The organism is Micromonospora sp. LOL_021 (genome assembly GCF_048060215.1).
Taxonomy (GTDB): Bacteria; Actinomycetota; Actinomycetes; order Mycobacteriales; family Micromonosporaceae; genus Micromonospora_E.
In genome coordinates, this window is sequence record NZ_JBHMIN010000011.1 from 112,298 (window position 1) to 133,695 (window position 21,398).

Sequence of the window (21,398 nt, forward strand, 5' to 3'; positions counted from 1 at the left end):
CTCGGCCGGGCGGCACAGCCGGTCAGCTCGACCGGACCTCGCCGTGCTCGACGCACCGCGCCGACCAGCCGGCCGGCAGCACCTGCACCTTCATCCGCCGCCGGCACCGGGCGCAGAAACGGGGCGGCTCCCAGGCCCGCGCCGCCGCGCAGCCGTCGTGGTCGCCGACGCTGGTCCCGGCACCGCACCGGTCGCACCAGGTCGCTTCCACACCCGGCCCCTCAGATCGTCGCCGACAGCGCTTTGACCGGCATCTTCAGGTCGTCCAGCAGCGCCAGGTCCTCCGTCGCCGGGCGGCCCAGGGTGGTCAGGTAGTTGCCGACGATCACCGCGTTGATGCCGCCGAGCAGCCCGTCCCGGGTGCCCAGATCGCCGAGAGTGATCTCCCGGCCGCCGGCGTACCGCAGAATTGTTCGTGGCATCGCCAGCCGGAAGCCGGCGATGGCGCGCAACGCGTCCCGGGCCTCGACCACCGGACGGTCACCCAGCGGCGTGCCGGGCCGTGGGTTGAGGAAGTTCAGCGGCACCTCGTGCGGGTCGAGGGCGGCCAGCTGCGCGGCGAACTCGGCCCGCTGCTCGACCGTCTCACCCAGGCCGAGGATGCCGCCGCAGCACACCTCCATGCCGGAATCGCGCACCATCCGCAGCGTCTCCCACCGCTCCTCGAAGCTGTGCGTGGTCACCACGTTCGGGAAGTAGGAGCGGCAGGTTTCCAGGTTGTGGTTGTACCGGTGCACCCCCATGTCGACCAGTTCGTCGACCTGCTGCTGGGTCAGCATCCCGAGCGACGCCGCGACCTGGATGTCCACCTCGGCCCGGATCGCGGCGACACCCTCGCGCATCTGCCGCATCATCCGGGCGTCCGGTCCCCGCACCGCCGCCACGATGCAGAACTCGGTGGCCCCGGTCGCCGCCGTCTGCTTCGCCGCCTCGACCAGTGACGGGATGTCCAGCCATACCGCCCGTACCGGCGAGGCGAACAGGCCGGACTGGGAGCAGAAGTGGCAGTCCTCCGGACAGCCGCCGGTCTTGAGCGAGACGATCCCCTCCACCTCGACCTCCGGCCCGCACCAGCGCATCCGCACCTCGTGGGCGAGCTGCAGCGCGGCCGGGACCTGCTCGTCGGGCAGCCGTAGCACGGCGAGGACTTCGGCCTCGTCCAGGCCGACGCCACGCTCCAGGACTTGGGCGCGGGCTAGGTCGAGGATGTCGGACATGGTCGTACCCTACAAGGCGGCGCGAACGACGAGGGGGACCCGTGGCGGACTGGTTGGACGGCCTGCGGCGGCGGGCCGAGCTGCGGGCCAAGGCCGGGCTGGCCCGCGAGCTGCGTCCCCGTACCGCCGACGACCCGCTGACCGACCTGGCCGGCAACGACTACCTCGGGCTGGCCACTCACGCCGAGGTGGTCGCGGCGGCGGCGGACGCCCTGCACCGGTACGGCCTCGGCGCGACCGGCTCGCGGCTGGTCCGTGGCTCCACCGACGCGCACGCCGCCTTGGAGACCGACCTGGCCGACTGGCTCGGCGCCGATCGGGCGCTCGTCTTCTCCTCCGGCTACCTGGCCAATCTCGGCGCGGTCCGGGCGCTGGTCCGGCCCCGTACCCTGCTGGTCTGCGACGCGCACAACCACGCCTCGCTGATCGACGGCGGCCGGCTCGCCGGCGCGCAGACCGAGGTCGTCGCACACGCCGACCCAGCCGCCGTGGACGCGGTGCTGACCGCCCACCCCGAGCGGCCCGCGGTGGTCGTCACCGAGTCGGTCTTCTCCGTCGACGGTGACCCGGCACCGCTTGCCGCGCTGCACGCGGTCGTCCGCCGGCACGGTGCGCTGCTGCTGGTCGACGACGCGCACGGGCTCGGTGTCATCGGGCCGGCAGGTGCCGGCGGTGTCGCCGCCGCCGGGCTCGCCGGCCAACCCGACGTTGTGGTCACCGCCACTTTGTCCAAGGCGCTCGGCGGTGCCGGGGGAGTGCTGGCCGGCCCGCAGCCGCTGATCCGGCACGTGGTCGACACCGGGCGTACCTTCATCTTCGACACCGCGCTCGCCCCGGCGGTCGCCGCCGGGACGCACGCCGCGCTGACCCTGGCCCGCGACGGGTCGCGGCTGCGGGCCGAGCTGACCGACCGGGTCGCCGCCGCCGTGCGCCGGTTCACCGGTGCCGGTCTCGACGTCGGCGGGCCACCGGCCGGCGGGGTGGTGTCGATCGGCGCGCCCGGCCCGGAGACCGCGCTCGCCTGGGCCCGGGACTGCCGGGACCGGGGGGTCGCGGTCGGCTGCTTCCGGCCACCGTCCACCCCGGACCAGCGGGCCCGGCTGCGGGTCACCGTCAACGCCGGGATCCCCCGGGCCGACTTCGACCGGGCGCTCGACGTGATCGTGGAGTGCGCGCCGTGACCGGCTGGCACGGTGCGGTGGTCGTCACCGGCACCGACACCGGCGTCGGTAAGACCGTGGTGACCGCGGCGATCGCCGCCGCCGCCCAGGCCGCCGGCCTGCGGGTGGCGATGGTCAAACCAGGCCAGACCGGCACAGCGACCGGCGAGCCGTCGGACGCCGACGTGGTGACCCGGCTGGCCGACCCGGCCACCGTACGCACCATCGCCAGCTACCCTGAGCCGCTGGCGCCGCTGGCCGCCGCCCGGGTCGCCGCGGCCGAGCCGCTGGAGCTGTACGCGGCCGTCGACGCGGTACGCGATGAGGCCGACATGCACGACCTGGTGCTCGTCGAAGGGGCCGGCGGGCTGCTGGTGCCGATGGGGCTGCGACCCTCCGGCGAGCCATGGACCATCGCCGACCTGGCGGTCTCGCTCGGCGCGCCGGCGGTGGTGGTGTCCCGGGCCGGGCTCGGCACCCTCAACCACACCGCGTTGACCCTGGAGGCGCTGGACCGCCGGGCGGTCCCCGCCGGCGTGGTGCTCGGCGCCTGGCCGGCCGAGCCCGACCTGGTGCACTGGGCGAACCTGAGCGAACTGGTGCCGACCATGGTCGGCGCGGTGCCCGACGGTGCCGGCACCCTCGAACCGGGGGTGTTCCGCCGCTCCGCGCCCGGCTGGCTGACCCCGGCGCTGTACGGCGTACTGGACGACTGGCGGGCGTGGGCGGACGAGACCAGTTGACCACCCGACCTCGGCGCAGGGTCAGCGTCAGCCGGCCGGGGCGGTGTCCGGTGGCGGCCGCCGGATCACCAGCGCGTCCGGCATCCGGAACGACAGGTTGTCCGGTGACCACGGCGCCCGGACCACCTCGGCGCCGGTGAGCAGCGGCACCGCCTGCTCGACCACCACCGCCGTCTCCATCCTGGCCAGCTGCGCCCCCACGCAACGGTGCGCCCCCGCGCCGAAGGCCAGATGTCGGCGGGAACCCGGCTGGCCGGGGACGAACTGGTCGGTCCGCGCCACCACCGCCGGGTCCCGGCCGGCCGCCGCCAGCCAGAGCACGACGCTCGACCCGGCGGGCACCGGCACGCCCGCCACCGTCGTGTTGAGCGCGGCCCGCCGCCGCCAGGTGACGATCGGCGGCACCAGGCGCAGCCCTTCCTCGACCACATCGTCGACGCCGACCGAGCCGTCGGCGAGCCCGGCGAGCACCGCCGGCTCGCCGGCCAGCCGGTGCAGCAGCAGCGTCAGAAACTGCGAGGTGGTCTCCTGCCCGGCGACCAGCAGAAAGAACAGCGCCCCGACCACCGAGTCGGCCGGCTGACCGGCGTCGCGCAGCGACTTGGCCAGCCCGCCGCCGGTCACCGCGAAGTCGCGCAGCACGGTGTGGAACCGGCCCACCGTGTGGGCCAGCTCGTGCTGCCGGTCGGCGTCCACCGGGGCCCAGAACAGCTCCAGCGCGGCGCGGGCGAACCGTTTCACCGTGTCGGTCGCGGCCGGCGGCAGCTGCACCAGCCGGGCCAGCACCAGCAGTGGCAGGTCGGCGGCCAGCCCGGCGTACAGGTCGACTCGGCCGCCAGCGGCCAGGTTGGCGGCCAGCCCGGCCACCCGCTCGCGGACCAGCCCGGCCAGCCAGTCCCGTTGGGCGGCGACCCGGGTCGGGTGCAGCGCCTCGGCGACCACCGCCCGGATCGCCGGATGGCTCGCGGTGCCGTTGTTCGCCAGCGTCGGCGGCAGCCGGAAGCCGTACGAGGCCAGCACCCGCAGCGCGGCCACCGGCACCGGGGTGACCGCGTCCAGGGCGTTGTCCGGCCGGAAGGTCGCCGGATCGGCGAGCACCTGACGGACCAGGGCGTGCCGGGTCACCAGCAGATGCGGGGCACCGGTGTGGTCGGCGACCCGGACCACCGGCGGCCACCGGTCGTCGACCCTCTCCCAGTTGCGGAACAGCACCCGGTCACGCTAGCGCCCGCCCTGGCCGGCGTACCGGCGGGCGCAGCTGCCAGACCCGGGTACGCCGTACCCGTACGCTTTCCAAGGCCGGCGGCACCGGCACCTGGTAGTCGGCCAGCTCATTGAACCGCTCCCGGGGCAGGTACGCCCGGTCCGGGTCACCGACCAGCACCCGGGCTCCGTCGGCGGCGGCGGCCAGCAGGAAGCGCAGCACCCGCGCGGCCATCGCCTCGCTGTAGAACACGTCACCGGCCAGCACCACCTGCGCATCACCGTGATCGCCGTCGAGCAGGTCGGCGACGGTGACGTCCAGCCGTACCCGGTTCGCGGCGGCGTTGAGTCCGGCGGCGGCGCCGGCCACCGGGTCCACGTCGACCGCGCGTACCGTCGCCGCTGCGGCCCTGGCCGCCGCGATCGCGACCAGCCCCGAGCCGCTGGCCAGATCCAGTACCCGCAGGCCGGCGACGGTCTGCGGATGGTCCAGCAGGAACCGGGCCAACGCCTGACCGCCGGCCCAGGGGAACGCCCAGAACGGCGGTGGTTGTTCGCTGCGGAACTCACCTTCGGTCAGTTCCCACAGGCCGATCGGCTCGGCCGCCTGGTAGAGCCGCAGTTCCGGCACGTGGGCCACCGGGGCGAGCCGGGCATGGGCGCGGACGAAGGTCGACAGCTCGGCGCTGGACAGATCAGTGGTCACCATCCGGATTGTGCCCGGCCGGTCCGGCGAGCGCCGGTCGCGGCCAGCGGTTACCGGTTCACCACAGGTGGTGAATTAACCCGTTTCAGTTTGCACTGGGTGAGAAGAACGGACCCTGTCCGGTCCACCGGTACGGCCGTACCGTGGCCAGTGGACACGGTACGGATGCCGGGTGGCAACCCGGAGAAGGTGGTGAGCTGGGTGGGGCGAATCGCGGCCCGGGTCGGGGTCGGGCTGGCCGCAGTGGCCGGACTGGTGCTGACCGCGGCGACACCGGCGTTCGCCCAGGGTGGCTACCGGGCGCAGGTCACCGAGTTGCCGGACGAGGCGGTCGCGGGTGCCGGGCCGGTCGAGATGACCGTTGTGGTCAGCCGGAACCTCGGCGGTGAGTGCGAGAAGGTCCGCTGGTCGTTGGTGCTGCGCTCGGACGGGGTCGGCCTCGACGAGATCCGGGCGGCCCGGGTCGAGCAGGGCGCGGCGTTCGCGGTCGACGTGCAGACCGACGGTGACGACGCGCGGCTGACCGACGTGCAGCTTGATCCCGGCATCCTCTGCGCCGACCGTACGGTCACCGCGCAGTACCAGTTCAGCTTCGCCGACGACGCCGAGGGCAAGGTGACCTTCACCGTCGAGGCGTACGACGAGAACACGCAGCTGCTGACCGACACTGCGGCGACGCTGCCGGTGGTCGGCGAGCCCGGTGGCTCGGATCCCGAGCCGCCTGAGTCGGCCGAGGAGCCGGTGGACAGCCAGCCCGGGGCTGCGGTGCCGGACGGCGACGCACCGGCCGGGTCCGGTGGTGGTGGCCCGCAGCCGGTGGACGCGATCCCGGCCGGTGACGCCTCCGGTATCCCGGTCGCCTGGTTCGTCGCCGGTGGCGCGATGGTCTTCGTCGGCTTCGGCCTGCTGCTGCGGGTCCGGGCCCGACTGATGCGCGGCCTCGCCGACCCCGACGACGCGGTGCCGGCCGGCGCCGGTGCCGGTGCATCACCGTTCGGCACTTGGAGCCCGTCGAGCCGGGCCGGCCGGACCGGTCGCTTCGGCTCAGGCCGGCAGGCCGACCCGGGTGGCCGCCGCCGACCAGGCTTTGGCGCCGGCCGCCGTGGGCAGATACGTCCGTAGCCGACGACCACGCCGGATCACCGCCCGCAGCTCGGCGAGCCCACCCCGGACGGTGCCGGCGGCGCGGGCCTGCACCACGACGTTGCCGAGCGCGGTCGCCTCGACCGGACCGGCGACCACCGGCAGCCCGCAGGCGTCTGCGGTGAGCTGGCAGAGCAGTTCGTTGCGGGCCCCGCCGCCGACCAGATGCACCACGGTCACCTCGCGGTCGGCGAGTTCGGCCGCCTGACGTACCGCCGACCGGTGGGCGAGGGCGAGGCTGTCGACGACGCAGCGGACCACGGCGGCGGGCGAGTCCGGCACCGGCTGACCGCTGCCCACGCATGCCCGGGCCAGCCGGGCCGGCATGTCACCGGGGGGCAGGAACACCGGGTCGTCCGGGTCGACCACCGCGGCGAGCGGCGGCTGCCGGGCGGCCTGTGTGAGTACCGCCGCCAGCTCCACCGGCCGGCCCCGCTCCCGCCAGTGCCGTAGGCATTCCTGCAGCAGCCAGAGACCCATCACGTTACGCAGATACCGTACGGTGCCGTCGACGCCGGCCTCGTTGCTGAAGTTCGCCGCCCGGCTGGCCGTCGACAGCACCGGTGCGGCCAGTTCGAGCCCGACCAGCGACCAGGTGCCGCACGAGATGAACGCGAACGATCCGTCCACTGCCGGTACGGCGACCACCGCCGACGCGGTGTCGTGCGAGCCGACCGTGGTCACCGGCACCGGCCGGTCGGCGCCGATCGCGGACCGTACCTGACGACGCAGTTCGCCGGCCGGCTCACCCGGCCGGCGTAGCGGGCCGAAGAGCCGCTGCGGGATGCCGGCGTCGGCGATCACGTCCGTCGCCCAGCGGTGGGTGTGCACGTCGAGCAGCTGGGTGGTGGAGGCGTTGGTGACCTCGGTGCCGGCCTGCCCGGTCAGCCAGTAGACCAGCAGGTCGGGGATCATCAGCAGCCGGTCGGCGGCCGCCAGGGTCGGCGTGTCGGCGGCCGCGACCAGCTGGAACAGCGTGTTGAACGGCAGTTGCTGCACGCCGGTGGCCCGGTAGAGCCGGTCGGCGCCGAGCCGGGCGACCACCCGGTCGGCGACCCCGTCGGTGCGCCGGTCGCGGTAGTGCACCGGGTTGGCGAGCAGCGCACCCCCGCTGTCCAACAGCCCGTAGTCGACCGCCCACGAGTCGACGCCGATGCTGGTCAGGTCGGCCCGGCGGGCCAGCGCCGCCCGTAACCCGGTCAGCGTCTGCGAGTACAGCCGCAGCACGTCCCAGTGCAGGGTGTCGGCCACCTGCACCGCGTCGTTGTCGAACCGGTGCACCTCGGTCAGCGTGACACCGTCCGGGTCGACCTCGCCGAGCATCACCCGGCCGCTGGCCGCGCCGAGATCGACAGCGGCCACCGCGGCCCGGTCGGTGGTCACCGGAGGAAGGCCGCGGGTACGCCGGCGTCGACCGGCAGGTGGGTGCCGGTGGTGTGGGAGAGCTCGTCGGTGGCCAGTACGAAGACGGCGTTCGCCACGTGCTCGGGCAGCACCTCACGCTTCAGCAAGGTCCGGCGGGCGTAGAACGCGCCCAGCTCCGCCTCGGGTACGCCGTACACGGCGGCCCGCTGAGCACCCCAGCCGGCGGCGAAGATCCCCGAGCCGCGGACCACACCGTCCGGGTTGACACCGTTCACCCGGATGCCGTGTGCGCCCAGTTCGGCGGCGAGCAGCCGCACCTGATGCGCCTGATCCGCCTTTGCCGCACCGTACGCGACGTTCTCCGGCCCGGCGAACACCGAGTTCTTGCTGACCACGTAAATGATGTCGCCGCCGAAACCCTGGTCGACCATGATCCGGGCGGCGGCCCGGGACACCAGAAACGACCCGCGAGCCATCACCCGGTGCTGCCGGTCCCAGTCGTCATCGGTGGTCTCCAGCAGCGGCCGGGACAGCGACAACCCGGCGTTGTTGACGACCAGGTCAACCCCGCCGAAGACCAGCGCGGCACGGGCCAGTGCCGCCTCGACCGCATTGGCGTCGGTGACGTCCACGGCGACCGCGACCGCCCGGTCCGGCCCGCCGATCCCGCCGGCCACCTCGGCGGCGGCCGCGCCGTCGCGGTCGGCGACGACCACGCTGGCGCCCTCGCCGGACAACCGGCGGGCGGTGGCCGCGCCGATACCCGACCCGCCGCCGGTGACCAGCGCGACCCGTCCGGCCAACGGCCGGGGCGCCGGCAGTCGGCGCAGCTTCGCCTCCTCCAGCGCCCAGTACTCGATGCGGAACTTCTCCGCCTCGTCGATCGGCGTGTACGTCGACACCGCCTCGGCGCCGCGCATCGCCTCGATCGCGTTGCGGTAGTACTCGCCGGCGATCCGGGCCGTCGCGGCGTCCCGCCCGTAGCTGAACATGCCGACCCCCGGCACCAGCACGATCGTCGGATCGGCGCCGCGTATCGGCGGCGAGTCCGGTCCGGCGTGCCGCTGGTAGTAGGCCCGGTACGCGTCCCGGTACCGCTGGTGCAGCTCACCGAGCCGGTCGCGGACCTCGGCCAGCGGGGTGTCCGCCGGCAGGTCCAGCAGCAGCGGCCGGACCCGGGTCCGTAGGAAGTGGTCCGGGCAGGAGGTGCCGAGCTCGGCCAGCCGGGGGAGCGCCGTACGGGACAGGAAGTCCAGCACCGCCGAATCGTCGCTGAACTGGCCGACCTGCCGGCCGTCGGTGCTGACCAGGCCACGGATCAGCGGGGCGAGCGCGGCGGCGCGGGCGGCCCGCTGGTCGGCGGCGAGCGCCGCGTACCCGTCCCGGACCGGCCCGAACGGCTCCGGACGGCCGTGTTCGGCCAGGAACCGGTCGATGCCGGAGATGATCTCCATTGACCGGGCTTCGCACTCGTCGCTGGTCGCCCCCCACGCGGTGATCCCGTGCCCGCCGAGGATCACGCCGATCGCCTGCGGATTGTCTCGGGCCAGGGCGGCGATGTCGACGCCCAACTGGAAGCCGGGCCGCCGCCACGGCACCCACCGCACCCGGTCGCCGAAGCAGCGCCGGGTCAGCTCGGGCCCGTCGGCCGCCGTGGCGAAGGCCAGCCCGGCCTCCGGGTGCAGGTGGTCGACGTGGGCGGCGTCGATCAGGCCGTGCATCGCGGTGTCGATCGACGGGGCCGCGCCGCCCCGACCGTGCAGGCAGTAGTCGAGCGCCGGCACCATCTCGTCCTCACGTCGCGGCCCGACCGGCTTGCCGTGTCGCCGGCCCAGGTAGCGTCCGGCCAGCTCGTGCAGCCGGTCGACCCGCAGCACCGCCAGCCCGGCGTCGGTCAACGTGCCGATGTCGCCGCCGGAACCCTTCACCCACATCAGCTCGACCGGGTCGCCGGTGACCGGGTCGTCGGCGGTGGCCTTGGCGGAGATGTTGCCGCCACCGTAGTTCGTGGTCCGCCGGTCAGCGCCCAGCCGGTGGCCCCGGGCCAGCAGCGCGGCGACCTCGGGATGCCGGGCGGTCTGTGGCTGTCCGGCGGTTTGTGGCTGTCGGTCGGTCTGCGGCTGTCCGGCGGGCTGCGGGTGTCCGGCCATCTCAGGCACCCCAACCAGCCGGCTGGCCGTCGGCCCGCTCGGCGACGATCCGTTCGGCGTACCCGCTGCGGGCGTAGGCGGCCATCGGATCCGGGTCCAGGCCCTGCTCGGCGCGCAGCTCGCGGAGCAACGGCCGGACGTCGGTGTGGTAGGCGTCCATCAGCACGGCGTTGGCGCCCAGCACGTCCCCGGTGGACTGCGCGGCGGCCAGCGCCGCCGGGTCGACCAGCAGCGCCTTGGCGGTGGCCTCCTGGACGTTGAGGACGGACCGGATCTGGCCGGGGATCTTCGGCTCGATGTTGTGGCACTGGTCGAGCATGAAGTTGATGCCGCTGGCCGGGCGTAGCGCGTCCGCCGAGACGATCTCGAACATGATCCGGAAGAGCTGGAACGGGTCGGCTGCGCCGACCATCAGGTCGTCGTCGGCGTAGAACCGGGAGTTGAAGTCGAAGGCGCCGAGCCGCCCGGCCCGCAGCAGGAACGCCACGATGAACTCGATGTTGGTGCCCGGGGCGTGGTGGCCGGTGTCGATCACCACCTGGGCCCGCTCGCCGAGTCGCAGGCAGTGCGCGTACGCGGTGCCCCAGTCCGGCACGTCGGTGGTGTAGAAGGCCGGCTCGAACAGCTTGTACTCCAGCAGCAGCCGCTGATGCTCGCCGAGCCGGGCGTAGGTGACGTCGAGCGCCTCGGCGAGCCGGTCCTGCCGGACACGAATGCTGTCCTGGCCGGGGTAGTTGGTGCCGTCGGCGAACCACAGCTTCAGGTCGGTCGACCCGGTGGCGTCCATCACGTCGACACAGTCGAGCAGGTGAGCGACGGCCTTGCGCCGGATCCGGGGGTCGGGATTGGTGACGCTGCCGAGGCGGTAGTCGTCGTCGGAGAAGACGTTGGCGTTGATGGTGCCGATCCGTACCCCCAGGTCGGCGGCGTGCCGGGCGAGTTGGGCGTAGTCGTCGACCCGGTCCCACGGGATGTGCAGTGAGACCGTGGGGGCGATGCCGGTGACCGCGTGCACCTGGGCCGCGTCGGCGATCTTCTCCTCGGGGGTACGGGGGACCCCGGGCTGGCCGAACACCTTGAACCGGGTGCCCGAGTTGCCGTACGCCCAGGACGGCACCTCGATTCGCTGTTCCCGAAGCGCGTCCTTGATCCGGCGGGTCATATCACTCGTTTCTGGTGCGAAGTCGGGTCTTCTGCCGGTCGTGGCGGCTGGGCTGACAGCGGCGGCCGGCCCAGCCGCCACGACCGGGCATCGCCGGGGTGCGGGCCGTCGAGTGAGGCGAGTTGCTCGTCGAGGTCGAAGATCTCCTCGAGCAGGACGAAACCCTCGTCGGGGCGCCGGCCGTCCAGTTCGGTGAAGAACGGTGCCATCTCGGCCTGCCACCGGGCGTTGACCTCGGTGCGGGCCATCGCCGCCTGTGCGGCGGCCAGATCGTCAGCCCGGACATAACCGACCAGCAGGCCGTCGGGGTGCAGGAAGAGCGCGTAGTCATGCCAGCCGGCGGCGCGCAGCGCACGCAGCATCTCCGGCCAGACGGCCGCGTGCCGGGCCCGGTACTCGGCCAGTCGATCCGGTCGGACCCGCAGCACGAAGCAGTACCGCCGCACCGGCACCTCCCGGATGAACCGTTTCAACAGCCGACCCAAACATACGAGCGACCAAACCGGGCTGTCAAGGTCGTGGATCAGCCGGCCGACCGGGTGCCGCGAGTATCCTGACTGGACTCGCGGACCACCAGCTCCGGCTCGAAGACCACCTGCCGGTGGCGGTGCGAGTCCGGGCTGGTCGCCTCCTCCAGCAGCAGCGCCGCTGCGGTCTGCCCGAGCCGCTGCCGGGGCTGGCGTACCGAGGACAGCGGCACCGCCGCCGCCGCGGCGAACTCGATGTCGTCGTAGCCGACCAGCGCGATGTCCTCGGGTACCCGTACCTGCTGGCGGGTCAGTCCCTGCAGGACCCCGAGGGCCAGCAGGTCGTTGGCGCAGAACACGGCGGTCACCCGGGAGGTGCGGGGCACACCGAGCATCCGCGCGGCGGCGTCCCTACCGGCGGCCACCGTCAGGCTCGGCGTATCGAACCGGCGCAGCTGCCGTTCGTCGAGTCCGGCCTCGGTCATCGCCCGGACCGCCCCGGCGTACCGGTCCCGGACCTGTTCCAGATGCCCGGGCCCGCCGACGTACGCGATCCGTCGGTGCCCGGCGTCGATCAGATGGCGCAGTGCCAGCTCGCCGCCGAGCCGGTCGTCGACCGAGACTGAGCAGAGGTCCGGCCGGCGGGACCGCCGGTCCAGCAGAATCACCAGTACGCCGCGACCGCGTAGCCGCAGCAGTCGGTCGCTGGCGTCGTCGACCGGGGTGATCAGCACCCCCTGCACCCGCTGCTCCTCCAACAGGTCCAGGTAGGCGCTTTCCTTGCCGGCGTCACCGTCGCTGTTGCAGAAGATCACCGGCATGCCGGCACCGCTGGTGGCGTCCTCGACGCCCCGGGCCACGTCGGTGAAGAACGGGTTGGCCACGTCCAGCACCACCAGGCCCAACGTGCGACCCCGGCCCCGGCGTAGTTGTCGGGCCGCGTCGTTGGGGACGAAGCCGAGTTCGTTGATCGCGGCGAGCACCCGGGACCGGGTGCCGGCCGCGACGATGTCCGGCCGGTTGAGCACGTTCGACACGGTGCCGACGGAGACGCCGGCCCGCGAGGCGACGTCCCGGATGCTGATCCCTGCTCCCGGCACCCAGGCCTCCTTCTCCGCCTTCTCCGCGGGCGGCGCGCGGTCACCGGCGGTACGTCCAGGCCGCTCCCGGGGCGATTATCCGCCTACCGGTCGTCGCCGGACAGTGGCAGGTCGGCCGGACGCCGGTTGCCGTACCACCGGCCCGAGCGGGCCGGGTCGCCCGCCCAGCGGGTCAAGCGGCGGTTTGAACCGTTTCGACGCGGCCGACGATCAGGCCAGCTCCTCCGGCTTGCGGCCGATCTCGCGCGCCACGGCCAACCGGATCCACTCGGTGAGCTGCCGGCGGGAAACCACCCGGTCGTGCATCGCGGCCTGCACCGCCAGACCGTCGATCAGCGCGTTGATCCGCCAGGCCGCGCCCTTCGGGTCCGGGCACTGGAAGGTGCCGTCGGCACACCCGGTGGCGATCACCTTGATCAGTGCCTCTTTCCAGCGCAGGTCGAGGTTGCGGCACACCCGGTTCAAGGCGGGGGTACGCAGCGACTCCGACCAGCCGTCGATCCACAGCGTCCACGCCTTGGACTTACCGGTCGGGGCGTACAGCCGAATGATCTTCTTCAGTTTCTCCAGCGGCTCCGCGGACGACCGGACGACCGTGTCGAGCCGGGCCAGGTCCTGCTCGGCGGCGTACGCGAACGCCTCGGCGAGCAGCCGGTCCTTGGTGGAGAAATGGTAGAAGACCAGCGCCTGACTCACCCCGGCGGCTTCCGCCACGTCTGCGGTGCGGGTGTTGGCCAGGCCACGCTCCACGATCACCTCACAGGCGGTGCGCAGCAGCGAGTCAAGGCGTACTTCGGCCGAACGTCTTGTCACGGCGAACACGGTAACGCACTATCATCGATACGATGAGTTACCAGTCAATTTCCTGACTCAGGAAGGGGCTGGGATCAGGTAAGGCGAATCGATTTCACGGAGCCAGGCGGCTCGCGGGGTGATATAAGAACTTTGTCGGGTATCGTGCCGTGGGCGCGCCCGGACACCCCCCGAGTTGGCACTCTCGCGACGGCTGGGCTAAAGTTCTCATCCGTTGGCAGGAACGCCCGAGGGCGGGGAGGCCAGCGGAGACAAGCGGACGTAGCGCAGTTGGTAGCGCATCACCTTGCCAAGGTGAGGGTCGCGGGTTCGAGTCCCGTCGTCCGCTCGGAGATGCCACCACAGCACGTCGGGGGCAACCTCGGTGGAGTGGCCGAGAGGCGAGGCAACGGCCTGCAAAGCCGTGTACACGGGTTCAAATCCCGTCTCCACCTCGTCACAACGAGGGCGATTGGCGCAGTGGGAGCGCGCTTCCTTGACACGGAAGAGGTCACTGGTTCAAACCCAGTATCGCCCACCATCTATACGAGTACGTCACGTGGCCCGTTGCCGGACATCCGGTAACGGGCCTGATGCTGTCCCGGCCCTTACCTGGAGTCGGTTCACAGGGGGAGCGGGACCGCTCTCCGGGAGTGACAGCTTCCGTTGACCCGTTGTCCTGCTCGGGTGGTGGGCGGCGCGGTCGACTCTTGCGGGAGATCGACATGGTCCCGCGCCGCCCACAGCAGGCTACTGGTCTTGAGCACGGCTGACCTCGGGTCCCGGACTGGACGCGGCCTGAGTCAGGGCTCGGGGCCTGGATGACTCACTTGGCGGGCGCGGTGCCGAGGGGCGCGGCAGGCGTGGCGTGGTGGTAACGCGGGTGCATGGCGGGTGGTTGTCGGAGGAGGTAGCGCAGGGCGGAGGCGGCGATCGAGGGAAGGTAGCCGACGGCGCGCCATTGTGGGTCGCCGTCGAGGTGGTGCCCGGCGGCAGTGAGCTCGGTATGGATGCCGGGGAGGTGGGCTGCGCCCCAGATCATGACGGTGTCGTCGGTGGTCGTCACGGCGGCGTCGAGGGCGAGGGCGGTGCGGGTGTCGGTAAGAACCTGGGCCACGGCCCGCATGCGGGGGTCGCGGTGGGGCCGGGGAACGGTGTTCTTCGCCGCAGAGGAGACGATCAGGCGGGTACTGAGGGAGAAGAAGGCGTAGACGCGGCTGAGCCGCCAGACCTGCTGGTCGGGCCAGTCGAACAGGGCGCGTCGGGTGGCGAGGTAGTGGGCCATGGCGTCGGTGCCGGCCTGACGGATGACGTCAAGGTCAGTGAGGTCTTTTCGCTGCCAGGTGGGGTGGTGGAGCAGGCTGGGTTGGCGTACCCAGCCGAGAGGGGCCATCCGGACGCTTTCGAGGTCGCGTAGGGCGTTGAGGTCGTCGAGGACAGCCTGCTCTGCCTGGGTGGGTTCGTCGCCGGGGGTCTGGTACTGGGCGTTCTCGTAATGGACGACGTATCCGTCCTGTTGGTAGCAGTCGATGTCGTGCAGGAGTCCTCGGTAGTAGGCGGGCTCGGCGTAGTGGTGCGTGGCGACGACGACGATTCGCTGCCCGCTGTCGGGGTGGCGGTAGAAGCTGATCGGCGTCTGGAGGATGAGGCGTCGCCGGTGGCCGGTGGTGAGTCGGAGGTAGGGGGTCATGTGCTGGGTGTCCTCGGTACGGGTAGGTCGGCGCGGTCGGTGGTGAGGATGGTGAGGATGTCGGACAGGGCGATGGGGTCCAGGTCGAGCACGATCTGGTCGTGTCCGGGGTCGTAGGTGACGCTGACGACGCCGACGAGGTAGTGCTCGCCGAGGCGGACGCTGACGGGATTGGTGCGGCGTCGGGTGAGGAGGTCGATGACCTGCTCACGATTGAGGGTTTCGCTGCGGAAGGTGGCGCTGGTCGGCATGGCTCTGTCCAAGGAATCCGTCGCGATGTCAATGGAGGGTCGGGATTTCGTGCCAGCCGTGCCAGTCGGTGTTGATGGCGATCCAGCCATCGCGCTGGCGCAGGACGATCTGTTCGTGGTGGACGAGGGTGGCGTCGCCGCCTCGGGCTTGTGGGGCATGGGGCGTGGGTAGGGTCATTCGGGTTCGCCGGTGTGGTGGCGCAGGATGATGACGGCGGCGAGGACGAGGAGCCCGGCGGTGAGGAGCCTGCGGGCCCGATACTTGGCGTAGGCCCAAGCCACGCTGTTACCGGCGTTGAGGATGGCAATGGCGAGCAGGATGATGCCGACCGCGACGGCGGCAGGGGTGGTCACCGGTTCGCCTTCAGCGCATCGGCGGGCGGTGCGGTGGCGGTGGTGTAGAGGCTGTACTCGGCGGCCATGTCAGCTCCCGGCGGGAGCGCGGCCGACGTGGGACAGAGCGAGGTTGCCTTTGACCACCAGGTCGGGGTGGAGCAGCAGTCGACGGAAGGCGTCGATGTCGTCGGGGGTCATGCCGGCGGCGGTGAGTCGGTCGCGGATGACTCCGGCGGTGGCGTAGGGCAGGAGGCAGCCGGGTTGCCCGCCGGTCCACGTACCGGTGTGGCCGTTCGTATCGACGTGCAGGCCGAGGGCGCGCATCGCGTGGTGCGCGCGGCGACCCCACGTCAGGTCGTTGCCGGAGCCGGTGAGCACAACCCCGAACGCCCGGTGGTAGGCGGCGAAAAGCCGGTCGGCCTCGTCAGGGTCAGGGGCGGACAGCACGGAGCTGCGCCAGGTGGGTTCGAACTCCTCAACGATGAGCAGTCCGCCGGGGGCGAGTGCGTCGACGAGCCGAGTGAGTACGGCGGTGCAATCGTCGGCAGGCAGGTGCGCGAGGAGAAGCCGGACGTGGATGAGGTCGTAGCCGTCGTCGGGCAATGGGGCAGTGACGATGTTGTGGCGGATCAGCCGGACGCGGGGGTGCCGGCGACTCGGAGCGAGGTCGATGTCGGTGGCGACGACGTCGCCGTGCGGGGCCATCTCGGCGAGGGTCGCGGCGATGCAGCTGGCTCCGACGGCGACGACGAGGCATCGGGCGTCGGCGCGGACTCCGACCCGGCGCAGCTGCCGCCGGGAGAACGGGTCGAGCATGCCGGCCAGGGCGTCGAGCATGACCGCGTTGTCGTCGCGGGTGTCGGGTGGGGCGTCGCCGAACAGGTAGGTGGACGTGGTCACAGCTGTCTCCTTCAGACATTAGGGGTCAGCGGGCATGGCTGTACCCGGTGGCCGGGTGAGCGTGCCTGGGGGTCAGGCGGTCGTGTGGCGGATCCACGGCGCTGCCCTGGCGCAGGCGGCGGTGAGGAGCCCGTACATCGCGGTGCTCATGGCGGCGAGGACCGCGATGGCGGCGAAGGCCATGTCGGCGCGGGTTCCAGCGTTCTGGATGACGACGCCGAGCCCGGCGAGCCCGCCGAACAACTCCGACACGACGGCGCCGATCAGGGCGAGGGGTAACGCGATCCGCAGCCCGGAGTACAGGTGCGGTAGCGCGGCCGGCAGCCGGACCTTGACGAACGTCCGCCAGCGGGACGCGGTCAGGGATCGGGCCAGCTCGACCAGATCCGCCGGGGTGGACGTCAGGCCGGTGGCGGTCGCGAGGGCGATCGGCAGGAAGCACATCAGCCAGACCAGGACGATCTTCGGCCCTGCGCCGAAGCCGAGGGCGATGATCAGCACCGGCACCAGGGCGGGTTTCGGTAGCACACTGAGGACCAGCAGAGCCGGGGTGAGCGCCCGAGCCAGTGGCCGGGACATCGCCAGGAGGGTGCCGAGCATCATCGCCGTGACGGCGGCGAGCGTGTAGCCAGCCATCGCCGTGGCGAGGGTGACGGCGGCGTGGTGGAACAGGTAGCCGGGCTGGTCGCCGATCACGGCGGCGACCGCGAATGGCGGTGGCACAACATAGTCGGCCACGCCGGACACCTCGACGGCGGCCCACCAGACGGCGACCAGCCCGGCCACACCGAGAACCGGCGGGCAGACTCCCGCGACTACCATCCACAGCCGCGCGGTGACAGCCGAGGCGAGACTCGGCGTCGGCGGCGTGGGCCGGTTCATGGGACAAGTTCTGGGGCGATGATGTCCGACGGCACCAGCCCAGCGGGTATGGCACCGGCACCATGCAGGATCGCGATGTTGCGGGCCACCCTCGCCTCGTCGAAGTGACCGAGGCGTCCTTCTGCCGGGGTGACGTAGCCGCGCAGCGCGGTCAGCTCGGCGGCGGCGAGGTGGGCCTGCTGGCCCTGCGTCTCCGGCTGCGACGCGTATACCTTGCCTGCCTGGTCGGGATGGCGCATGCAGTAGTCCAGGCCGCGTAGCAGTGCCCGGTTGAATCGGCGGACCACGTCGGCGCGGTTGGTCGCGGTCGTTGTAGAGACGGCCATCGCCGAGCCGTGCAGGTCACCGATCCAGTCGGCGAACGGCAGCACCGACAGGTCCTGCTTCGCGATGGACCGCACCGACTCGACCGCCGGCACGAACTGCGAGATGGCGTCGACTTTTCCTTCGGCGAGCAGGGCCGCGTGCTGGGTCGGCACCGGGTTGCTCACCCATTGCACACCCGAGGGGTCGAAGCCGGCCAGCTGCGCGTACGTCGGGAACAGCACGTGGTTGATGCCGCCCGGCAGGTACGACAACCGCCGCCCCGCCAGGTCACTTGGCGTGCGAATGCCCGACGACGCCAACGCGACGAAACACGCCAGGTTCCGCTGGTGCAGCACCGACGTCAGCCGGAAATCCCTGACGCCGCCGGGCGTGCTGGCCTCGATAATCGCGGCGCTCACGTCCAGCGTCGCCACGTCGACCCGTCCGGCTGCCAGCAGCTTCAGGTTCTCGCCCGACCCCTTGCCCGGCAGCACCTCCACGGCCAGGCCCTCGTCGCGGAACCAGACCTGCGCCCGCGCCACCAGGAGCGGCGCTTCTCGCCCCTGGAACCCGGCACCCGTCAACACTCTGACCGTCTGCACGGAGGCGGGGCCGGGATCGGGTTGGCGACCGCAAGCCGAGGCAGTTGCCCCGGCCGCGACAGCGGCCCCACCAGCGAGTAGCCGGCGACGGGTGATCGTGCGCACCATCAGAACCTCACTTACTTAGCAATACATGTCGGGATGAATGAAGGGCACGGACGCCAGGGAACCGCAGCAGGCAGAGCGGGATGGCCTGCCCTCCCGTCCTCGACGACGGGGGACGCCCAAGCGCAGGAGGGCAGGCCGTGGCCGAGGTGTCCCGCCTCAGCCCCTACGCGAGGTGGTACCTCAACCAGACCGAAAACCTAGATTGCTAAGTAAAACAAGTCAACACCGAGTGCTTGACTTACTTGCCAACACAGGTCAGGCGTGATGCGATGGCTTCACCTACGCGAGGAGCCCGCCGTGCCGACCCCCTCCCAGCCCGCAGAGCCGGTCTTCCGGCGGATCATGCGCGACATCGAGTCCGCCATCGCCACCGGCGACCTCAAACCCGGGGACAAGATTCCGTCCACAGCGGAGCTCGGCGAACAGTACGAATGCTCGGCACCGACCGTCCGCCAGGCCCTCGCACGCCTCCAGGAGCGCGGCATCCTCCAAGGCCACCAAGGCCGAGGCGTCTACGTCAGCAACGCGCCGAGCTGACCAGGGACTGGTACCTGCGGTTGTGTAGTCGGCACCGGCAAGGATCCGTTAGGACGTCCAATAGCCCACCGTGTTCACCTTCAGCGACCGGCGCGGGTCGAGGACAGGTGACGGGCGCGGTGACGGCCAGTACCGGGATGAGAGATCATGTCATCTGCGGGTGAAGTCTTCCTCGGTGTCGTGAGGCGTAGAGGAACTTCATGATCACCGACTGGGTCTCACCCGCTTTTCCGCCTCCGAAGAGGATCCGATCGCCAGCAAACTCCTCCTCAGAGGACCCCCACCCGACTACGCAACGGCCCGGGGCCGCAGGATATCTCACGGTGACAGATCGTGATCATGTCTTTACAGAGCAGTAGGTGGATCTCTAGGGTTGCAGGGGCGTGCCCGCAGCCGAACGGGGTTCCTAGTACGGCAGCCGGTGCGTCCAGTGATTGAGAGGTGATCGTTCAGCGGTCGTGTCTTGGTCTGAAGCTCGTCGTTGCTTGCCGGTGTGAGTCCGGTCCGGGTAGCTGCCAGGAGGCCCGGTAGCAGGCTGGCGGCTTGGTCTGGAAACGGGCCGGGTCGAAGCCCAGCGTCGAAAGCCCTGTTGGGGGAGCAAATCAGCGGTCCGTAGCGGAGAGCGAAGCCTGCCGCGTCGTTAGACATTGGGGGAGAGCCGAGCCGGGCGGTTCACGGTGAAGGCCATGGAAGCGGTGAAGAGCCTGGAGGCGCAGCCGCGAAGGACTCCCCGGCGTAAGAGGGCGCGGAACGTTGAGACAGTAACGGCGGGAACTGGAGAGGCCCTCCCCGGCCGAAGCGCCCTGCGATCGGCGCGGACGGCTCGTCCTATAACCGGTGTGGAGCCGGGAAGTGGACGGGTGCTGGGAGGGAGTCGGAGGCGGTCGTAGTACCGATCGAGCCGGGCGGACAACATAACCGCCGGTGAGGGAAGGGCCGCTGCTTCGTTCATGCGTGGTGTCTGGGAGGAGGGCCCGGTGAGTGCCGATCAGGCTAGTTCCACCGCGTCGGGGTCCACGAGGGACTCGGTTCGTGCCTTGCAGCATGCGCTGTACCGGTCGGCCAAGGCTGATCCGGGACGACGGTTTCATGCGCTGCGAGACAAGGTCTATCGCAGAGACGTCTTGTGGCGGGCGTGGGTCGCGGTGCGCCGCAACGGTGGCACTGCGGGTGTCGACGGAACCACCCTGGCCGATGTCGAGGAGTACGGCGTTGAACGGCTCCTGGATGAGGTGGCCGAGGAGTTGAAGGGCGGACGGTGGCGTCCGTTGCCGGCGCGGCGGGTGTTGATACCCAAGCCCGGGACGAGCGAGCAGCGTCCGTTGTCGATTCCCTCGGTCCGTGATCGTGTCGTGGAGGCTGCGGTGAAGATCGTGCTCGAGCCGATCTTTGAAGCGGATTTCCTTCCGTGTAGTTTCGGGTTCCGCCCGAGGCGCTCGGCGCACGATGCCTTGCAGGTGTTGATCAATGAGTCCTGGCGGGGCGCGCGGTGGGTGGTCGAGACGGACATCGCCAACTGTTTCACGGCGATCCCGCATGAGAAGTTGATACAAGCGGTGGAGGAACGTGTCAGCGACCAGGCGGTCCTGAAGCTTCTGCGCGTGATGCTGCGGGCGGGAGTGATGCAGGAGGGGACGGTGCGCCGTGAGGTGTCCGGAACCCCGCAGGGCGGTCCGGCGTCGCCGCTGTTCTGCAACGTGTATCTGCACCGGATGGACTGGGCGTGGAACACCGCAGAGCATGGGGTGCTGGTCCGCTATTGCGATGACCTGGTGGTGATGTGCCAGTCACGGGAGCAGGCCGACGCCGCGTTGGCGGCATTGACGGTCATGCTGGGCGATCTGGGGTTGGAACCCAAGGCAGCCAAGACCCGCATCGTGCACCTGGTTGAAGGGGGACAGGGGCTGGACTTCCTGGGCTTCCACAATCGGCTGGTGCGCGGGCGGACTCCCCGGTCGGCGCATCTGGTCTTCCTCGCCCGTTGGCCCGCCCGTCGGGCTGTTCAGCACGCGAGGGACCGGATCCGTTCCCTTACGGCCCGGGCCCGTCTGCTGGTTCCGGTCGAGCAGATCGTCGAGGAACTCAACCTGTTCCTACGCGGATGGGCAGGGTACTTCCGTTACGGGAACTCAGCCCTGCTGCTCGGCCAGATCAGGAACTACGCCCTGACCCGACTCGCGTTGTGGTTGTCCAAGCGGGGCAAACGCCGCCGAGCGTGGGGATGGGGGATGACCCAGGTGTTGCTCTCTCCGAGTCATCTGGGCTTGATCAGCCTCGATGGAATCGTCGTACCACCCAGGCCCTTCCGGGCCTGGAAACGCTGAATGCCGCCGGTGAAGAACGTCGGTAAGCCGTGTGCGGGAGAACCGCATGCACGGTTTGACGGGCGGGAGCTGGAAACGGGGCAGATATCGCGCCACGGTCACGGAGAAGAACGACCCTGCGGGAAACCGTGCGGTCACCGAGGCTCCGTGTCCTACCGCCGATCAACGCCACCGCGCCAGCTCCCGACCCTCCCCATTAGGGCTGTGACCAGGTAGGACGCGTTGGCAGGGTGGTGCGACGTAGACGCAGCCGC

Annotated in this window: 22 protein-coding genes and 3 tRNA genes; 9 read left to right on the top strand and 16 right to left on the bottom strand. The window is 71.2% G+C overall.

All coding sequences use genetic code 11. The features are described 5' to 3' along the window. Window positions 1-22 precede the first annotated feature (22 nt). Together ACFHWT_RS10415 and bioB are read right to left on the bottom strand one after the other, a co-directional pair. Complete coding sequence (locus tag ACFHWT_RS10415; protein WP_416594393.1) at window positions 23-211, bottom strand: hypothetical protein; 189 nt, start codon at window positions 209-211, stop codon at window positions 23-25. A 10-nt stretch (window positions 212-221) separates the two neighbouring features. After that, window positions 222-1,217, bottom strand: coding sequence for a biotin synthase BioB (bioB, locus tag ACFHWT_RS10420; RefSeq protein WP_416594394.1), 996 nt, complete (start codon window positions 1,215-1,217; stop codon window positions 222-224). Window positions 1,218-1,258: 41 nt separating this feature from the next. On the opposite strand from bioB, the gene ACFHWT_RS10425 reads away from it, so the two are divergent. Continuing rightward, complete coding sequence (locus ACFHWT_RS10425; protein WP_416594395.1) at window positions 1,259-2,398, top strand: 8-amino-7-oxononanoate synthase; 1,140 nt, start codon at window positions 1,259-1,261, stop codon at window positions 2,396-2,398. Beyond that, window positions 2,386-3,120, top strand: coding sequence for a dethiobiotin synthase (gene bioD / locus ACFHWT_RS10430; RefSeq protein ID WP_416594396.1), 735 nt, complete (start codon window positions 2,386-2,388; stop codon window positions 3,118-3,120). The genes ACFHWT_RS10425 and bioD overlap by 13 nt, the downstream gene beginning before the upstream one ends. 27 nt (window positions 3,121-3,147) lie before the next feature. Here bioD and ACFHWT_RS10435 read toward each other — a convergent pair whose 3' ends face one another. Together ACFHWT_RS10435 and ACFHWT_RS10440 are read right to left on the bottom strand one after the other, a co-directional pair. Further along, entirely contained in the window at window positions 3,148-4,332 is a 1,185-nt protein-coding gene (locus tag ACFHWT_RS10435; RefSeq protein ID WP_416594397.1) for a cytochrome P450, read from the bottom strand. 4 nt (window positions 4,333-4,336) lie between these two features. Then, window positions 4,337-5,029: a class I SAM-dependent methyltransferase gene (locus ACFHWT_RS10440; protein ID WP_416594398.1), complete on the bottom strand. Its 693-nt coding sequence runs from the start codon at window positions 5,027-5,029 to the stop codon at window positions 4,337-4,339. A 99-nt stretch (window positions 5,030-5,128) separates the two neighbouring features. On the opposite strand from ACFHWT_RS10440, the gene ACFHWT_RS10445 reads away from it, so the two are divergent. Continuing rightward, on the top strand, window positions 5,129-6,151 hold the full coding sequence (locus ACFHWT_RS10445; protein WP_416594399.1) for a hypothetical protein: 1,023 nt from the start codon (window positions 5,129-5,131) through the stop codon (window positions 6,149-6,151). On the opposite strand, the gene ACFHWT_RS10450 is transcribed toward ACFHWT_RS10445, so the two are convergent. The 6 genes from ACFHWT_RS10450 to ACFHWT_RS10475 all read right to left on the bottom strand — a co-directional run bounded on the left by ACFHWT_RS10450 (window position 6,074) and on the right by ACFHWT_RS10475 (window position 13,229). Beyond that, the gene (locus ACFHWT_RS10450; protein WP_416594400.1) at window positions 6,074-7,555 is read right to left on the bottom strand and encodes a rhamnulokinase; all 1,482 of its coding nucleotides are present in this window, start codon (window positions 7,553-7,555) and stop codon (window positions 6,074-6,076) included. The two genes, ACFHWT_RS10445 and ACFHWT_RS10450, sit on opposite strands and share 78 nt — an antisense overlap. After that, complete coding sequence (locus tag ACFHWT_RS10455) at window positions 7,552-9,687, bottom strand: bifunctional aldolase/short-chain dehydrogenase (protein ID WP_416594401.1); 2,136 nt, start codon at window positions 9,685-9,687, stop codon at window positions 7,552-7,554. Before ACFHWT_RS10455 ends, ACFHWT_RS10450 begins: the two co-directional genes overlap by 4 nt. A 1-nt stretch (window position 9,688) precedes the next feature. Beyond that, the gene (gene rhaI / locus ACFHWT_RS10460; RefSeq protein WP_278168226.1) at window positions 9,689-10,849 is read right to left on the bottom strand and encodes an L-rhamnose isomerase; all 1,161 of its coding nucleotides are present in this window, start codon (window positions 10,847-10,849) and stop codon (window positions 9,689-9,691) included. Next, window positions 10,846-11,322, bottom strand: coding sequence for an L-rhamnose mutarotase (locus ACFHWT_RS10465; protein WP_416594402.1), 477 nt, complete (start codon window positions 11,320-11,322; stop codon window positions 10,846-10,848). The genes rhaI and ACFHWT_RS10465 overlap by 4 nt, the downstream gene beginning before the upstream one ends. Window positions 11,323-11,372: 50 nt before the next feature. Then, the gene (locus ACFHWT_RS10470) at window positions 11,373-12,416 is read right to left on the bottom strand and encodes a LacI family DNA-binding transcriptional regulator (RefSeq protein ID WP_416594403.1); all 1,044 of its coding nucleotides are present in this window, start codon (window positions 12,414-12,416) and stop codon (window positions 11,373-11,375) included. Window positions 12,417-12,626: 210 nt separating this feature from the next. Next, window positions 12,627-13,229, bottom strand: coding sequence for a TetR/AcrR family transcriptional regulator (locus ACFHWT_RS10475; RefSeq protein ID WP_278168229.1), 603 nt, complete (start codon window positions 13,227-13,229; stop codon window positions 12,627-12,629). 255 nt (window positions 13,230-13,484) lie between these two features. On the opposite strand from ACFHWT_RS10475, the gene ACFHWT_RS10480 reads away from it, so the two are divergent. The 3 genes from ACFHWT_RS10480 to ACFHWT_RS10490 all read left to right on the top strand — a co-directional run bounded on the left by ACFHWT_RS10480 (window position 13,485) and on the right by ACFHWT_RS10490 (window position 13,749). Beyond that, window positions 13,485-13,557: transfer RNA gene (locus ACFHWT_RS10480), tRNA-Gly, on the top strand. A gap of 35 nt (window positions 13,558-13,592) precedes the next feature. After that, window positions 13,593-13,663 (top strand) — tRNA-Cys (locus ACFHWT_RS10485). 11 nt (window positions 13,664-13,674) lie between these two features. Further along, window positions 13,675-13,749 (top strand) — tRNA-Val (locus ACFHWT_RS10490). Window positions 13,750-14,034: 285 nt separating this feature from the next. Here ACFHWT_RS10490 and ACFHWT_RS10495 read toward each other — a convergent pair. Both ACFHWT_RS10495 and ACFHWT_RS10500 read right to left on the bottom strand, forming a co-directional pair. Continuing rightward, window positions 14,035-14,898 (bottom strand): hypothetical protein, encoded by an 864-nt coding sequence (locus ACFHWT_RS10495; protein ID WP_416594404.1) that lies wholly within the window; start codon window positions 14,896-14,898, stop codon window positions 14,035-14,037. Further along, window positions 14,895-15,149, bottom strand: coding sequence for a hypothetical protein (locus ACFHWT_RS10500; protein ID WP_416594405.1), 255 nt, complete (start codon window positions 15,147-15,149; stop codon window positions 14,895-14,897). The genes ACFHWT_RS10495 and ACFHWT_RS10500 overlap by 4 nt, the downstream gene beginning before the upstream one ends. Here ACFHWT_RS10500 and ACFHWT_RS10505 point away from each other — a divergent pair. Then, window positions 15,133-15,321, top strand: a complete 189-nt coding sequence (locus ACFHWT_RS10505) for a hypothetical protein (protein ID WP_416594406.1) — start codon at window positions 15,133-15,135, stop codon at window positions 15,319-15,321. The genes ACFHWT_RS10500 and ACFHWT_RS10505 overlap by 17 nt on opposite strands. A 2-nt stretch (window positions 15,322-15,323) precedes the next feature. Here ACFHWT_RS10505 and ACFHWT_RS10510 read toward each other — a convergent pair whose 3' ends face one another. The 4 genes from ACFHWT_RS10510 to ACFHWT_RS10525 all read right to left on the bottom strand — a co-directional run bounded on the left by ACFHWT_RS10510 (window position 15,324) and on the right by ACFHWT_RS10525 (window position 18,115). Continuing rightward, window positions 15,324-15,503 (bottom strand): hypothetical protein, encoded by a 180-nt coding sequence (locus ACFHWT_RS10510; RefSeq protein WP_416594407.1) that lies wholly within the window; start codon window positions 15,501-15,503, stop codon window positions 15,324-15,326. 69 nt (window positions 15,504-15,572) lie between these two features. Then, window positions 15,573-16,385, bottom strand: a complete 813-nt coding sequence (locus tag ACFHWT_RS10515) for a class I SAM-dependent methyltransferase (protein WP_416594408.1) — start codon at window positions 16,383-16,385, stop codon at window positions 15,573-15,575. 72 nt (window positions 16,386-16,457) lie between these two features. After that, window positions 16,458-17,267, bottom strand: a complete 810-nt coding sequence (locus ACFHWT_RS10520; protein ID WP_416594409.1) for an ABC transporter permease — start codon at window positions 17,265-17,267, stop codon at window positions 16,458-16,460. Then, window positions 17,264-18,115: an ABC transporter substrate-binding protein gene (locus ACFHWT_RS10525; protein ID WP_416594410.1), complete on the bottom strand. Its 852-nt coding sequence runs from the start codon at window positions 18,113-18,115 to the stop codon at window positions 17,264-17,266. Before ACFHWT_RS10525 ends, ACFHWT_RS10520 begins: the two co-directional genes overlap by 4 nt. Before the next feature lie 465 nt (window positions 18,116-18,580). Between ACFHWT_RS10525 and ACFHWT_RS10530 the strand changes: the two genes are divergently transcribed. Both ACFHWT_RS10530 and ltrA read left to right on the top strand, forming a co-directional pair. Beyond that, window positions 18,581-18,820: a winged helix-turn-helix domain-containing protein gene (locus ACFHWT_RS10530; RefSeq protein ID WP_416594411.1), complete on the top strand. Its 240-nt coding sequence runs from the start codon at window positions 18,581-18,583 to the stop codon at window positions 18,818-18,820. Window positions 18,821-19,797: 977 nt separating this feature from the next. Next, window positions 19,798-21,144 (top strand): group II intron reverse transcriptase/maturase, encoded by a 1,347-nt coding sequence (gene ltrA / locus ACFHWT_RS10535; protein ID WP_416594412.1) that lies wholly within the window; start codon window positions 19,798-19,800, stop codon window positions 21,142-21,144. Window positions 21,145-21,398 lie beyond the last annotated feature (254 nt).

Coding starts and splice junctions, on each gene's coding strand:
- bioB (WP_416594394.1), bottom strand. CDS start 1,217: ATGTCCGACATCCTCGACCTAGCCCGCGCCCAAGTCCTGGAGCGTGGC.
- ACFHWT_RS10455 (WP_416594401.1), bottom strand. CDS start 9,687: ATGGCCGGACACCCGCAGCCCGCCGGACAGCCGCAGACCGACCGACAG.
- rhaI (WP_278168226.1), bottom strand. CDS start 10,849: ATGACCCGCCGGATCAAGGACGCGCTTCGGGAACAGCGAATCGAGGTG.
- ACFHWT_RS10495 (WP_416594404.1), bottom strand. CDS start 14,898: ATGACCCCCTACCTCCGACTCACCACCGGCCACCGGCGACGCCTCATC.
- ACFHWT_RS10500 (WP_416594405.1), bottom strand. CDS start 15,149: ATGCCGACCAGCGCCACCTTCCGCAGCGAAACCCTCAATCGTGAGCAG.
- ACFHWT_RS10520 (WP_416594409.1), bottom strand. CDS start 17,267: ATGAACCGGCCCACGCCGCCGACGCCGAGTCTCGCCTCGGCTGTCACC.